The organism is Mojavia sp., from assembly GCF_059505145.1.
Genome location: NZ_JCACKA010000124.1, coordinates 220,022 through 233,988, shown reverse-complemented (window position 1 = coordinate 233,988; position 13,967 = coordinate 220,022). Strand labels below are relative to the sequence as shown.

Annotated in this window: 14 protein-coding genes; 1 reads left to right on the top strand and 13 read right to left on the bottom strand. The window is 43.9% G+C overall.

Features of this window, described 5'->3' with window-relative positions; translation table 11 throughout:
• Window positions 1–34 precede the first annotated feature (34 nt).
• From AC5JL8_RS34260 to pdxR, 3 genes are all read right to left on the bottom strand, one after another.
• Window positions 35–301: a hypothetical protein gene (locus AC5JL8_RS34260; RefSeq protein WP_495884252.1), complete on the bottom strand. Its 267-nt coding sequence runs from the start codon at window positions 299–301 to the stop codon at window positions 35–37.
• 26 nt (window positions 302–327) lie between these two features.
• On the bottom strand, window positions 328–564 hold the full coding sequence (locus AC5JL8_RS34255) for a hypothetical protein (RefSeq protein WP_495884145.1): 237 nt from the start codon (window positions 562–564) through the stop codon (window positions 328–330).
• 205 nt (window positions 565–769) lie between these two features.
• Window positions 770–2,239, bottom strand: coding sequence for a MocR-like pyridoxine biosynthesis transcription factor PdxR (gene pdxR / locus AC5JL8_RS34250; protein WP_495884144.1), 1,470 nt, complete (start codon window positions 2,237–2,239; stop codon window positions 770–772).
• A 244-nt stretch (window positions 2,240–2,483) separates the two neighbouring features.
• Here pdxR and AC5JL8_RS34245 point away from each other — a divergent pair, with 244 nt between their 5' ends.
• On the top strand, window positions 2,484–3,170 hold the full coding sequence (locus AC5JL8_RS34245; protein ID WP_495884143.1) for a pyridoxamine 5'-phosphate oxidase family protein: 687 nt from the start codon (window positions 2,484–2,486) through the stop codon (window positions 3,168–3,170).
• Window positions 3,171–3,284: 114 nt separating this feature from the next.
• Here the strand turns inward: AC5JL8_RS34245 and AC5JL8_RS34240 are convergent, their stop codons facing one another.
• From AC5JL8_RS34240 to AC5JL8_RS34195, 10 genes are all read right to left on the bottom strand, one after another.
• Entirely contained in the window at window positions 3,285–4,280 is a 996-nt protein-coding gene (locus AC5JL8_RS34240; RefSeq protein WP_495884142.1) for an aromatic ring-hydroxylating dioxygenase subunit alpha, read from the bottom strand.
• A gap of 54 nt (window positions 4,281–4,334) precedes the next feature.
• Entirely contained in the window at window positions 4,335–5,495 is a 1,161-nt protein-coding gene (locus AC5JL8_RS34235) for an MFS transporter (protein WP_495884141.1), read from the bottom strand.
• 32 nt (window positions 5,496–5,527) lie between these two features.
• Window positions 5,528–6,256: a hypothetical protein gene (locus tag AC5JL8_RS34230; protein ID WP_495884140.1), complete on the bottom strand. Its 729-nt coding sequence runs from the start codon at window positions 6,254–6,256 to the stop codon at window positions 5,528–5,530.
• Complete coding sequence (locus AC5JL8_RS34225; RefSeq protein WP_495884139.1) at window positions 6,256–7,353, bottom strand: aromatic ring-hydroxylating dioxygenase subunit alpha; 1,098 nt, start codon at window positions 7,351–7,353, stop codon at window positions 6,256–6,258. Before AC5JL8_RS34225 ends, AC5JL8_RS34230 begins: the two co-directional genes overlap by 1 nt.
• A gap of 391 nt (window positions 7,354–7,744) precedes the next feature.
• Complete coding sequence (locus AC5JL8_RS34220; RefSeq protein WP_495884138.1) at window positions 7,745–8,905, bottom strand: calcium-binding protein; 1,161 nt, start codon at window positions 8,903–8,905, stop codon at window positions 7,745–7,747.
• A 366-nt stretch (window positions 8,906–9,271) separates the two neighbouring features.
• Window positions 9,272–10,246 carry an MvdD family ATP-grasp ribosomal peptide maturase gene (locus AC5JL8_RS34215; protein WP_495884137.1) on the bottom strand — a complete coding sequence of 325 codons (975 nt, stop codon included), beginning with the start codon at window positions 10,244–10,246 and terminating at the stop codon, window positions 9,272–9,274.
• Window positions 10,247–10,254: 8 nt separating this feature from the next.
• A complete protein-coding gene (locus AC5JL8_RS34210) occupies window positions 10,255–11,247 on the bottom strand; it encodes an MvdC family ATP-grasp ribosomal peptide maturase (protein WP_495884136.1) in 993 nt (330 codons plus the stop codon).
• Between the two features lie 143 nt (window positions 11,248–11,390).
• Window positions 11,391–11,705 (bottom strand): microviridin/marinostatin family tricyclic proteinase inhibitor, encoded by a 315-nt coding sequence (locus AC5JL8_RS34205; RefSeq protein ID WP_495884135.1) that lies wholly within the window; start codon window positions 11,703–11,705, stop codon window positions 11,391–11,393.
• Window positions 11,706–12,031: 326 nt separating this feature from the next.
• Window positions 12,032–13,012, bottom strand: a complete 981-nt coding sequence (locus tag AC5JL8_RS34200; RefSeq protein WP_495884134.1) for an ABC transporter permease — start codon at window positions 13,010–13,012, stop codon at window positions 12,032–12,034.
• Between the two features lie 6 nt (window positions 13,013–13,018).
• On the bottom strand, window positions 13,019–13,966 hold the full coding sequence (locus AC5JL8_RS34195) for an ABC transporter permease (RefSeq protein WP_495884133.1): 948 nt from the start codon (window positions 13,964–13,966) through the stop codon (window positions 13,019–13,021).
• Between the last annotated feature and the right edge of the window lies 1 nt (window position 13,967).

Genomic DNA, 13,967 nt, shown 5'->3' with positions numbered 1-13,967 from the left:
CACAGATTTGAGAAAAAGCACTATGGCTTGAGAGCTACAAGTCCTCAGATGAAACGTTCCCTTTAATTAAACGGTGAAGCAGGCGACAAGGCCAAATGCAGGCTCCACAAATACTTACAGAGCCAATGGCAACAAAAACACGCCAGTCCTCCAATCGTGGAGTAGTAGACTCTGATGGCTGGTCTTCCGTATCTTTAGTTAGTTCCGGCAATGAATGAGATAGCTGGCCGGCTGTACTTAACCCTTCAATTGCCGCTCCAATTAGATAAGCTACAAGGGCAATACCTAGCCAGTGATTCATCATATTTGATTGGTGAATTTTTGTAGTTAATAATTCTCTTGCCCGAAAGATAATCGACCTTCAGCAGTGTCTCGAATTAGAGGCAGTTTAGATTTTATGTAAGTATCAACGCTACTATCTGCCTGTGCGTCGAGTCCCTGCTTGGCTTTTAATTGCTGGAGAAGCAATTGCACTAGAGCTACATCATCAAACTGGAGTAAGGTGCTGACATTAGTAGACTCGATTACAGCCCAAAGCTGTTGCATTATTTTGGCAGTGATCATAAGTCTCTAATTTCTTAAGATTTTCTTTATCTTTGCACAATTTCCTTGTTTGTGCCTAATTTTTGTTTAAGAGTTAATCAATCAACACAATTACAACAGAATAGGAAACATTCCCAAGTTCCACTGCGTTACACTTGAGGTTTTCCCGCCAAGATTGATGAAGACCTCAGACGCTCGCTATACCGCGACCTTAACAACGGTATTTTTAATTTTGAATTAGTATGACCTGAGCTAATCGGCGCACTCCCTCTTGAATTTTCGGCTCATTGAGTTCAGCATATCCTAAGATAAATTCACCACCAGGACTATGTTTTAAATATTGGGGATACGCCGCCCCAATACCTACGCCAGCAAGAGCAGCACGCTGTACTATTTCATCATCACTGAGTTTAGTATTGATTTTGACCATCAGGTGCATTCCGGCATTTTCCCCCAGAATTTCAATTTTGTCACCGAAATAAGAAAACAAGGACTGCACCAAAGTTTGCCTGCGCCCGTCGTAGAGCGATCGCATCCGTCTGATATGCCGTTCTAAATGTCCTTCAGTAATAAAATCAGTCAGGGCGTACTGTTCCAACAAACTACATTGCCGATCTGCTAGCCATTTCGCACGAGCAAATATATGCACTAAATTTTGTGGTAAAACTAAATAACCCAGACGCAAAGCCGGAAATAGAACTTTAGAGAATGTACCGGCATAGATCACTGAGTTAGCTTGGTCTAATCCTTGCAATGCCGGTATGGGACGCTCACCATAACGATACTCGCTGTCATAGTCATCTTCAATAATCATCACCCCTGATTTCTGCGCCCAAGCTAATAATTCTAACCTGCGAGGAAGAGATAACGTAGCACCTGTAGGAAATTGGTGAGATGGGGTGACATAAATAAGTTTAATGTTAGGGATGACATCTGTTGTTAGGCTACTGACTATTAACCCGGATTGATCTACAGATATAGGGAATAAACTAGCTCCCTGCGCCAAAAAAGCTCGTCTAGCGCCTAAATAACCTGGTTCTTCCACCGCCACCCAATCACCACGGTCAATTAATATACGTGTAATCAAGTCAAGCCCCTGCTGTGAACCACCAACAATAATGATTTGGTCTGAATCACACTTAACCGCTCTGGCGCGAGATAGATAGCAAGCGATCGCCTCCCGCAGTGGTTGATATCCCATAGAATTATAAGTATAGTCAAGCACGTTTCGTCCAGAGCGGCAATGGCGAGACAATAGCTGACGCCACAAGTCTATAGGGAACTTATCAAAAGCTGGTCGCCCATAACTAAAGCTAATTTCTACATCTGCTTCTGGTAGGCGTAAAAATGCTCGATCGCTCAAACTTTCACCATAGGCTGATAAGGGTATTGAAGAATTAACTAGTTGTGATTTTGCCTGAATCGGTGTGGTGTTTAGTAATTCATCAGGAAGTTGACGACAGACAAATGTTCCCGACCCGACAATTGTTTCTAAATAACCTTCACTCAGCAGTAACTCATAACTTTGCGTAACAGTGGCGCGGGAAACACCAAGCAATTGAGCCAGCGCGCGCGTTGAAGGCAGTTTTGCTCCTGGGATTAATCTTCTTGAAAGAATAGCCTGACGTAGTTCCTCGTAAACTTGGCGATGCAAAGGTAAAGCTGCTTTTGGATCAATACTAATAACAAAGTCCATTCTGAATTACAAATTATATGATGTCCGGCAAATCACCCTGAATATGTCATTGCGAGTGGAACGAAGTGAAACGACGCAATCGCAAAGTTTTTGGGATTGCTACTCTTCGGTCGCAATGACGGTTATTTAAACGGACATGATATTACAAATGAGGCTAGTGGACTGGTAATTTAATCAAAAAGTGGTACTTGTATCATTCCACTTCCCTGATTACTCTAACGATAGAGAGTAAAAATTTCCAGCCATGCCTGAACAAAAAGCCCCCAGCCAAAGAACAACCGTTAAACGCATACCCCAACGAGCAAACTATGAAAGCGACATCATTTATCAAATATTGGATGAAGGATTAGTTTGTCATGTAGGTTTTGTCGCAGACGGACAGCCTTTTGTGATTCCTACAGCCTACGGACGGGTTGAGGAGACTTTATACATTCATGGCTCACCTGCTAGTCGAATGCTGCGATCGCTCCAACAAGGTATTGATGTCTGCGTAACAGTGACTTTAATTGATGGGTTAGTATTAGCGCGATCGGCGTTTCATCACTCAATGAATTATCGCTCAGTAGTTGTATTTGGTAAAGCAACATCGGTCGAGGATACAGAGCAAAAATTAGCTGCCTTAAAAGCATTTACAGAACACATAATTTTGGGAAGGTGGTCGCAAGTGCGATCGCCAAGTCATAACGAATTAGCCAGAACTATAGTACTATCTTTACCGCTAACAGAAGCCAGTGCAAAGATTCGCACTGGCGGGCCTATTGATGATGAAGTTGATTATCAAATACCTGTATGGGCAGGAGAAATTCCCTTAAAATTGACGACGGCTACACCCATAAATGATTCTCGATTACATCCACATATTGAAGTACCTGCAAATCTGAGCAACTATACCAGACCACAAAAACCTTCAACCAACATAGTCCAACTTTAACCCAATTGACCTGGACAACTTCTGTGCGATCGCGCGTCGTAGTCATCCTGAGCAAGCGGCAACTGTTCAACATAGCCCCAAGCCAAAACACTTGTAATTTAAGAGTGGAATTGGTTACGTAATATGAGGAGCGATCGCCCAGCCGATATCTAGGCATTTTTTGCGTAGTTTGCGATAGGCAAGTGACAAGGCATCAGAGGGAGTATGAATTTCATCTGTTAAATTGTAAGGAAGTATTTTGGGGCGTTGAGACTCGACTACTAACTTATCTTCCTGGTTGATCTTTAAACTATACTTTCGGAAAATGGCATCTGCCCAAGGTTGAGTTAAGAAACTACGAAATTGGATGAATTTAGAAATGGTAGTGTAATCGTCAACGGGCACATGGGCAACAAAGCTGATAAATCTCTCAAAATCACTATAAACAATATTAGGCATGTAAAAAGAACGTATTGTTTTGATTTGTGAGTGGTTTTTGCGGTGAGTGTATCTCCAGAAAATGCCTTTCGGTGTGTGCTGCTTCAGATTGATCAAGCTACTCCCGCCCCAATCTTCTAGATGAGTTTCATACTCTGGAAGCTGCGGTTGTTGGGCCATGCCACTACCAAAAGAATTAGCATGGACAAAAGCTGAGTGAGCTGGATCAATAGAATTTTCTACTAAGCGGGTATAGTGAGCATTCCATTTAAACTCAAATTGCAGAGGTCGCAAAGTCGGGTCTTTTACTTCGGGAAATGATGGCAAAGGGGGACATTCTTGAGCGGGATGGTCTCCCCAGAACAGCCAGACAAAACCGTATTTTTCCTGGACTGAGTAGGTCTTTAGACGCGCTTTCTTAGATATAGGCACACCAGGTTGATTAGCGGGAGTTTCAATACAAGTACCGTCATTTTGGAATTTCCACCCATGATAGGGGCAACGAATACAATCATTTTCTACCCAGCCACTGGATAAAGCAGCACCGCGATGGGGACACTGATCTAAAAAAGCCACTACCTCTTTTTGTGAGTTACGGTATAGGACAAATTGCTGGTTTAAAAGGGGAACTCGCTTGGGCTTGTTGGTAATAGCTGAACTGAACTCACACGCGTACCAGAAGTTTTTTAGCATACTTGCCTCCTGCTTTTGCACTAAAAAACGCAATCAAATCACGATAAAAATTGTTTATCGTTCAGTTTTTATCTGACATGTCGCCACTAACCACACAGCAACTACCAACCAGATGGCTCCCGTCCAGTAGGGCGCACCGATACCAACGTAGTCAAACACTGCACCTGCCCACACTGGGGCAACTACTTGTGTCAAACTAGCGATCGCTTGACTTGCTCCCAGAATCGTACCCTGTTCCTGAATAGCAACTTGTTTGGAAATCAACCCCATTAGCGTTGGTGTTACCAAACCACTACCCACTGGAATAAAGGTCAGTGCTGGATAAAGCATCCATATTGTTGGTACAAAGCTAATCAAACTAAATCCCACAGCCATCATCCCAAAGCCAACAACTGCTAGCTGCTCCTCTCTAAAGTGTTTTACCAAACGCCGAACAATCAGACCCTGCATTAGAGCTGCTAGCACTCCGATATAGCTAAAAATCGCGCCATTTGCTCCAGATCCCAAACCAAAGCGCACAAAGGTGAACAGCGCAAAGTTAGTTTGTAGTCCGCTGAAAGCGAAGTTTTTAGCAAAGTTTGCTAGCAGCAGTCCCCGTAGTACCGGACGTTGTAAGACATCACCTACCTGGGCAATGGGGTTAAGTTCTTTTAGCCGAATCGGTCTTTGCAGTCGCTTTTGCGGTGGTAACGATTCTGGCAATGCAAAAAATCCAAATATAGTAGTCGCCAATGATAGGATTCCCGCAGCAAAAGCAGGGGCTTGCAGACTAATTTGACCGAGTAAACCACCTAATGCAGGGCCAAAGATGAATCCTAAGCCAAATGCAGCCCCAATTAACCCAAAATTCTTAGCACGGTCTTGAGGAGGAGAGATATCGGCAATGTATGCCTGAGCAGTGGAAATGTTGCCGCCAGTAAAGCCATCTAGCAGTCGAGCGGCGAAAAGCAACCACAGGGCATTAGCGAATCCAAATATAAAGTATCCCAAGGTAGTTCCGAGCAGACTGATCAGTAAGACCGGACGACGACCGTAGCGATCGGACAGAACACCCAGGACTGGACTGGCAATAAACTGTGCAGCAGAGAATGAAACTGCCAGCAATCCAATCGTCAGTGCATCTTTGCTATACTCTCTGACCAAAAAGGGAATTACCGGAACCAGCAGTCCACTGCCCAACAGGTCTAGAAATAGGGTGATGAAGATAAAAATCAATGGATACAATCCAATGGTTGGTAAAGGTGAAATCAGTACACTATTAACTCTGTTGCTAGCAGAGCCAAGATAAATACAAAGTCAACTGCTGAACTAACTAAAGTACCAAAAATGCGTGTCGGCAAAGCATTGCCAGAGAACATCACCAATGTTCCCACCAACATCCATGGCCAATTGATTTCGCGCCAGATAAAGAATCCCATCACAGCTACCAGTGAGGCAGTCAAGATTGGCAGCATCGGCAACCCACAACTTTTAGGCTTGTAACGCAAGCTACCAGCAAAAGTTATCGGTATTAGTTCTAGACCAACAAAGTCGCTCACCAATCCAAACGTAATCAGTCCCAGAGCGATCACCCAGCATCCATAGTACACAGTTGGGTTGCTTGCCCATACTACACCAGCGTTGCTGGCTAGTTTGACAGCGACCACCACCAACAACGGTACAAATAAATTGTGGAAAAGAAAACGCAAGCGATTAAGTAATTCCAGCAAAGCACCTTGATCAATCAAACGACCGATGGAAATTATAAAATTGTCATAGGTCATTCCAGCTAACACCAACAGTAGCAATGTTGTATTAATGTTGTGTGGGTGTTTAAATAGGCTAAGGCTCCAAAGTGCTAACCCCACATTGGCCAATGTATAAGTTGGATACAAAAAAGCCGCCATATCTGCATTCTTCATATTTTCACAGAATGTCAATCGACCTATCTTGCTTCGTTGTAAATTTAGTTCATAGCGTCTCTTGCTAAAAGACATTAGCTGTTCCCTAACCTAGCAATCTCCTGAATCTGCTGATATAGGAAATCTGTCGATATCTGATCATCTGTATAATCTACTACGTTGACATCAGATTCCTCGCCCCAGCCCATATCTAGACATTTTTTGCGGAACTTACGATAGACTATTGACAAGTTGTCGGAGGGAACGTGAAGTTCGCCAGTCAAATGATTAGGCACAACTTTGGGAATTTGAGACTCGATAATTGGCTTATCTTCTAGCATGGTTTTTAAAGCCCGCTTTCGCGCATCCCTATCAGCAAAAGGTAAGGTGATAAAGTTGCGTAGAACAATCCACTTGCTCAATGTTGTATTAGCGTCAATCGGAATGTGAGCAATAAACAGGATTATTTTGAAATGACCAATAGGAAAGTCAAATTCCAACCGACTAATGCTGGGCATGTAAAAGGAGAGTGTTACTCTCAGAGGGCGTGACTCTTGCCTATTGAGTATAGTTTTCCAGAAGCCTCTAGTTTTATTGGACTGATTTGCTGTGACAGTAGCACTCGCACTCCACTCTCCTACACGCACATCGTACTCTTCAATACTTGGCTGATCTGCGATGCCGCTGCCAATAGAATTGCGATGAATAAAGGGCACATGAGAGATATCAATCGCGTTTTCTAATACGCGAGTATAGTGAGTGTTCCATTGCAATTCACCGTAAACAGCACGCCATCCAGGGGTATCAAATTCTGGAAGTAATGGAATTGGGGGACGTTCTTTTTCAGGGAGATCTCCCCAGAACAGCCAGATAAAACCATATTTTTCTTGAACTGGGTAAGTATTTAAACGTGCCTTCTTAGGAATAGGCACACCTGGCTGATTGGCAGGAATTTCAATACAACTACCGTCTGCTTGATATTTCCAACCATGATAGGGGCAGCGGATACAGCCGTCCTCGACCCAGCCATTAGATAGAGATGCGCCACGATGAGGACATCTATCGGACAAAGCAAACACCTGCCCTTGAGAGTTGCGGTACAGGACAAACTCTTGGTTGAGCATAGTTAAATGCTTGGGCTTGCTTGTAATAGCTGAACTGAGTTCACAAGCATACCAGAAGTTTTTTAACATGCCTTCGTTCTACTTTTAAATCAATAAATGCAATATCAACTAGAGAATTGAAAGCAACTCATATCACATCCGGTTAAAGACTTATCATTAAGGCAGCAGAGGAGCAACTGCCGTCGACGAGCAGAGGAGAAGGGTTTTGTTGCTCTTCTGCATAGATTCGGGAATTATAACTAATTAGCCGGACTTGATATCAGTTGTTGATTAATCAAAGGCATTTTTGACTAACTCGCTTTTTAAGTTTGTCAAAAACGCCTTTGCATACTGAAGCACCCGCGATACAGAAACAATAGCGGCATCAGTTATTTGCAGAATCAGTTTTAGGGATGCATTGTGAGTCTGAGTTTTCTGTAATTCCCGATTCCCGATTCTCTAGAACTTGATTGTGAGCTGGTTAGGCAAAAATAAAACCAGTACTAAAATCTGAAATCGAAACTCCTTGAACAATTGCAATCAAGTCCTTTTCAAAAGATATTGCTGTTCCTGACGGGAGATTAGTTGGAGAAGCACCTAAGCTAAAGGCAGAACGAGGCTGCGACGCTGTTAGTTCGATAAAGTCCTGATTAATATTGAAATCAGTAATTAAAGCAAAGTCACTATTGCCGTTACCGACATAGAAAACTTCAGAGCCTGCTGCGAGGACAAAGGTATCCTTTTGCGAACCGCCAGTTAAGGTATCACGTTCGCCGCGGCCAAATCCAAATCCTGGGGCAAAAGGTTCAACACCAATCAACCGATCATTTCCGTTACCACCTGATAGGGAGTCGTTGCCAGCTCCACCAATTAATAAATCTGCGCCATCTCCACCAGTGAGGGTATCATTCCCAACCCCAGTGCCACCAAAAACGCTGTCGTTACCAGCCCCACCTTCTACAAGATCATCTCCGGCATCACCGTTGAGTGCATCGTTACCGATACCGCCAAATATGTCATCATTCCTAGAACCCCCAAAGACGCGATCGTTCCCGGCATCGCCATAAATTATGTCTGCGCCATCCCCACCATTGATATTGTCAAGTCCTCCATTCCCATTAATCAAGTCATTTCCAGCATCACCAAAAATTCGGTCTCCACCATTACCTCCGGTGATGCGGTCATTGTTATCGCCCCCATTGATAACGTCAACGCCATCGCCGCCATTAATCACGTCATTCCCAGCATCACCAAAGATTTGATCGTTACCGCTCCCGCCTTCAATAACATCGTTGCCACTGCCGGCAACAATCAAATCCGCTCCGTTGTCACCAAAAATTTGGTCTTCACCGGATAAGGCTACGATAATATCATTGCCAGCTAGCCCAAAAATTTGATCGTTCCCAGGTGTACCTGCAAGGAAATCGTCCTCAGATGTACCAACAATTCGGCCAGCCCCAGGACGAGGCTCTGAATCTAAGATAGCTGTTTCCAATTGCCGCACTGTGCTAGTTGCAACGTTGCCAGATGTCAGCAGATCACTTTGCAAATTTTTAACTAACTTGACAGGGATGTTATTGGCCACGACATTAGCATTTAGACCGGGAAGTACATTTTTCTGAACTGATGGGGTTACAGCCATGTGTTTTTCCTGTTTACTCACAGAAATAATGTGAAAGGGTAAGAGTCAATCGAGACAATCTGGGAAGCCTCTCAGACTCAATTTTAGAACTGAACATAAGGGTGTCAGATTGTCTAGCTTGTTGAGAAGAGAGCCAATAAAATTAAGCTATAAGCTAACTTTATTGAAGCAAAAACATATATCTCAAACTTTCATTAACAGCATAGTTAAACTGATGCTTTAGCGAATGCTTGATAAATTTTTACTGTTTGCTTTACTTGCTGCTTCTATTCTGATCTCGTTTCAAAATTCAAAAATTATGCAGGAATCTTCAAATTATTACAAAACTTTATAATCGAGTTAGAAGAAGGCTAAGGATAATTATGGTTATTGCTGATGAGTGAGGAGAACTTGCGCGATCGCTTGCGAAATTTGTAAGCCAGGACAACGCTCTAGCCAAAAGAACTCCCCAACCGGGTTAACTTCTAAAAAAACATAGCGATTATCAGGAGTCAGAATAATATCAATCGCCCCATAGTTTAAACTGAAATGAGCCATCAGTTTTAACAACTTTTCTTCAACATCCTGAGGTAAATTATAGGCTTGCCAAGCGTCGATTAAAGCAATTCCCTGCTTGCGCCAATCGTAACGCGCCTGATCTAAAGCTTGAGAATCAACCGCAGCAGTAAATACACGCTTACCGACAATAGTTGTCCGCAATTCTAAAGCCTTTGGTACTTGCTCTTGAAATGTCATTGGACAAAAACGCAAGCCATCAAGGTTGTCTAAATCTTCAGATGAAACTGGATTACTAAACACAACCTTCTCGCGTCCTTGCTGATCATAAATAGCGAAGGAAGAAAGCATTTTTGTAATCATCCCCTGCTCACATTCTTGGGCAAATTGCTTGACTGCTTGGGGATTATTTGTCGTCAAAGTGCGTGGAGTATCCAAACCTAATTTTCTTGCTACTTGCAGTTGGAGTTGTTTATTTTCAGCGCGACGAATATTTGGTTGGGGGTCAAGGTGAAAACCTCTGATACTGGAAATCATCCCCTGAACAGTAACACGAGATTCTTGAATGGAAGCTTGTCGTAGTTGCTTGTCCATAGTATTAGGAATTTTTGACCCTATGGAAATCCGCCGATACCAAACTGCCCCTACTTCGCTTAAATCTAGCTTTTGGTCATCGGTGGTGAGAATGACTTGCTCACTATCGCCGTAGTAAACATCTAGCTGTACTTCAGTGGGAAATCGGTCTGTATCAAACCGAAATACTTTTTCTCCATAAGCTTCAATTGCTTGAGTAACCAGAGGAATACTTTCGTTATCTTGGCTGTGAGTGATAATTAAAACAGTCATATTAATAGTTATAATTTAATATTCCTTGCCAGTAGAGCATCGGCGATCGCATCGGAAATCGGATAATTTAAGTCTCGCTCCAGCATTCCCCACTCGCCTGTAGGGTTAACTTCTAAAAAAACATATTCTCCTGCTGGAGTCACGATAAAATCAAACGCTCCAAACTTTAGTCCGAACCGTTTCATAAAGTCATCAATACGACGAATAATTTCATCAGGTAATTGATAAGTTTGCCACGTACAAGCATCTTGTTTGGCACGTCGCCAATCTTGGGTGGATGCTGCATAACCAGACGCATCTAACGCCCCAACAAATAAATTGCCATCCACGTATACTGCCCGTAATTCTTGCTGCTTGGAGATTTGTTCTTGAAAAACCATCGGGCAATAACGCAGTGTTTCTGCATCAATTAAATCTTCTTCTTTGACTGCGCTAGTGTACATAAAAAAAGAGGAGCCTTCCATGCTGTATGAAAGCGGTCTGAGCAGTTTGGCAATCATTTTGCCCTCGACTTGCTGATAAAATTCTCTAGCTTGTTTGGGGTTGTTAGTGATCAGAGTCTGAGGGATAACAAGACCAACTTCCGCCGCCACTCTCAATTGGCATAACTTGTTTTCTGCCGCGTCAATTCTTTGTAAATCATCTACCCAACGAGCTGTTCTGAGACTATCCCAAAAGCCGTCTAAAACAGCCAGTGATTCTCTAGCACAGGCAGATCGAAATTTTGGAGCTAATTCTTGACTCAGATGAGGTTCCCAAATGCGCCGCATCCATACCGCTTGCACCTGCTGCGTGTCAAATGAGCGATCGCCATACTCCACTCTATGATGGCTTTCTGAATTGCTCAAATAAGCCTGGAGTTTAACTGTCATCGGAAATTTATCAGTATCAAGGCGAAATGGCTGTGCCCCTCGTTTTAATAGAGCTTCTGCTACTCTATCTATCGTGAAGTAATCACCGCTATGAGTAATTAATAAAACTACATTATGCTCATGTTGCATAAAACATAGTAATTAGTAAAAATACTAATCAATCAAGTACAAAATAGTAAACCAACCCTTTACAAGGTTGGCAAAGTAAATAAAATTCATCTGCTGAAAATATTTGTCAAAGTCAGAGATTGGGTGTACTCAAAAGCTAGGACTCATTTGAGGGAAAAAGCATCATCATCCCCATCAGAGGGGTACTTCTGAGTTACAGCGTAATCATCCCCATCAGACGGGTACTTCTTCGTTACAACAACAACATCTTCATTATCAGAAGGGTACTTTAGTGTTGTTACTACACCACCACCGCCCTCTTCATTATTAGAAGGGCAGTTTCTACTTTGAATTGTGAGTCCACCACTGACTGCTTCTGATTCTTCATCAGAAATTTCTTCAAAGTTTTGCCCTTCTAAGAACCGGGCGAAGAATGGAACTGTTTGTGAATTTGAATCTTCGGGTCTAGTTTCAGGCATAATTCCTCCTATAAAATAGGATGTAAAATTATACAGTCAACGATATTATTACATATTTTTTCTGTATACAAAATGTTTATTTTTTCTTAAAGTAAATTTAACTTTTAAGGGAAAATACGAATATAAAAATATTAGTCAGCTTATTTACAGTAGTGCTATTTCGCTAAAAAATTTACCAATGCAAGAATTATGAATCAAGTCTGTCCTTGAAATATCTTTTAAGAGTAATTCTCAGATATCTCATCAATTCCTGTCTAGTATTGATATTCTTAGCACAAAAGTAACTTTGTTTCTCAATAAAATCATCAGTGGTGTGTGTTTCCCCATTAGTCCCTCTGCGCGATGCGCTGCTGGAAGAGCACGACTAGAAGTAGGAAAGCACCGCGAAGCACGAGCTGCCACCAAGGAGTAATGGTTCCCTCAAGATTTAAAAGGTTGTACATCATTCCTAGCAAAAGTACACCAATAAGCGTCGGGAACACGCTTCCCTGACCGCCTGCGAGAAATGTTCCTCCCATGACGGTCGCGGCGATCGCATCCGTCTCCCAGCCAAAGGCAGCCACAGGCTGACCTGCCCCTAGACGACCCGCGAGAATAACACCAGCAAGTCCTGAAAGCAGACCGCTGAATGTGTAGACTACAAGCTTCACTTGGTTTGGGTTCACGCCCATGAGCCGGGAGGCCTCCTCGTTGTTGCCGATAGCGAATATGTGCAAACCTAATCGGCTCCTGCGCAGCATAAACCAAGCTGCAAAATATAAGAGCGCAACTATAAGCACGGGGACAGGAACCCAACCAATGAACCCCCTACCCAGCCAAACAAGTCCCGATGCTGCCGATGATACGGCAATTGACCTTTCCTGGGTGATGCTCAACGCCAGTCCCCGTGCAGCGCTGGCAGTGAATAACGTCACAACGAACGGCTGGAGCCGTGCACGCGACACGAGAAGACCATTGACCACACCGAGTAACGTGGTGCTGGCAATGCCGCCGGCGATCGCCACAAAGCTTCCTTGAGGAGCGAGCATTGCCGCGACGACACCGCCTAGAGCAACGAGGGAACCCACAGACAGATCGATTCCCCCACTTAGGATCACGACAGTCATGCCCAGCGCCACGATCGCGAGCATACTGTTCTGTCGCATGATATTCATGAGATTAACAGGTGTCAGGAAGGTTTCATAACGAAACGATGCGAAAACAGCCAAACTAAGGAGCATGAGCAAGACACCTTGGGAGGTGAGGAGCTTGGCTAGACGCTTGGAGAACCGCAAACCTGCAAGTGCCAGAGACCTTGTGGCAGCCATGATGCGTTAGACCTCCTTAGGACGCTGTAAAAAAATGGCGAAAAGAATGATTACGGACTTTAAAACCAGTGACCAGGTAAACGGAATCAGGAGCATATTGAAACTTGTAGAAATCACCTGCATGAGCAAAGCTCCTACAACAGTGCCGAGGACATTTGCACGACCACCGGAGAAGGGTGTACCGCCAACAACAACGGCCGCGATCGCATCAAATTCTGCGTTGACACCGACCTTACTGGGATCGCCCATGCCAAGCCTCGCTGTCTCGACGAGTCCGGCAAACCCGGCAAGCAGGGCGCTAATCAGATAGACTATATATTTCACGCGCTCCGCACGGATACCCGCAAGCCGTGCGGCCTCCTCGTTGCCGCCAACTGCAACGATATGACGCCCAAAAAGCGTAGATCGGATACAGAAAAAAGCTCCTGCAATCACGACTGCCGCAATCACAACCTGAATTGGTATAGAACCGAGATAGCCCTTTCCGAGCGCTTCAAATGTGGGATGAGTGAAGGGAACAAGCTTACCGTCCCCGACAACCTGAGCAATCCCACGCCATAAGATGAGAGCTGCCAAGGTAGTGATTAAGGCATCAAGTTTCAGACGTGAGATGAGAAAGCCATTGAGAAGACCAACCAACAAAGCAGCGCTCAAAGCGAACGGAATGGCAACAGTGATTCCATACTTAATCAGTAATGCCACAATGACTGAAACCAATGCCATAGTAGAGCCGACCGTGAGGTCGATGCCACGGGAGGCAATGACAAAGGTCATCCCAACGGCAACCAACATTGTTGTGGATACTTGGAGCAACATATTCAATGTGTTGCTGATTGTAGCGAAACGCGGAGTGAAGACGGCGTTTGCAACATAGAGAATTAGGAGTGCTGCAGGTGCGCCAAAGTTTGGGTTCCACAGGGTTCGCCAACCCAGATCAGGCTTCTTGCTCTTCATT

Excerpts from the sequence above, each read along its gene's own strand:
- AC5JL8_RS34260 (WP_495884252.1), bottom strand. The coding sequence starts at position 301 with ATGAATCACTGGCTAGGTATTGCCCTTGTAGCTTATCTAATTGGAGCG.
- AC5JL8_RS34255 (WP_495884145.1), bottom strand. The coding sequence starts at position 564 with ATGATCACTGCCAAAATAATGCAACAGCTTTGGGCTGTAATCGAGTCT.
- pdxR (WP_495884144.1), bottom strand. The coding sequence starts at position 2,239 with ATGGACTTTGTTATTAGTATTGATCCAAAAGCAGCTTTACCTTTGCAT.
- AC5JL8_RS34245 (WP_495884143.1), top strand. The coding sequence starts at position 2,484 with ATGCCTGAACAAAAAGCCCCCAGCCAAAGAACAACCGTTAAACGCATA.
- AC5JL8_RS34240 (WP_495884142.1), bottom strand. The coding sequence starts at position 4,280 with ATGCTAAAAAACTTCTGGTACGCGTGTGAGTTCAGTTCAGCTATTACC.
- AC5JL8_RS34230 (WP_495884140.1), bottom strand. The coding sequence starts at position 6,256 with ATGTCTTTTAGCAAGAGACGCTATGAACTAAATTTACAACGAAGCAAG.
- AC5JL8_RS34225 (WP_495884139.1), bottom strand. The coding sequence starts at position 7,353 with ATGTTAAAAAACTTCTGGTATGCTTGTGAACTCAGTTCAGCTATTACA.
- AC5JL8_RS34220 (WP_495884138.1), bottom strand. The coding sequence starts at position 8,905 with ATGGCTGTAACCCCATCAGTTCAGAAAAATGTACTTCCCGGTCTAAAT.
- AC5JL8_RS34215 (WP_495884137.1), bottom strand. The coding sequence starts at position 10,246 with ATGACTGTTTTAATTATCACTCACAGCCAAGATAACGAAAGTATTCCT.
- AC5JL8_RS34210 (WP_495884136.1), bottom strand. The coding sequence starts at position 11,247 with ATGCAACATGAGCATAATGTAGTTTTATTAATTACTCATAGCGGTGAT.
- AC5JL8_RS34205 (WP_495884135.1), bottom strand. The coding sequence starts at position 11,705 with ATGCCTGAAACTAGACCCGAAGATTCAAATTCACAAACAGTTCCATTC.
- AC5JL8_RS34200 (WP_495884134.1), bottom strand. The coding sequence starts at position 13,012 with ATGGCTGCCACAAGGTCTCTGGCACTTGCAGGTTTGCGGTTCTCCAAG.
- AC5JL8_RS34195 (WP_495884133.1), bottom strand. The coding sequence starts at position 13,966 with ATGAAGAGCAAGAAGCCTGATCTGGGTTGGCGAACCCTGTGGAACCCA.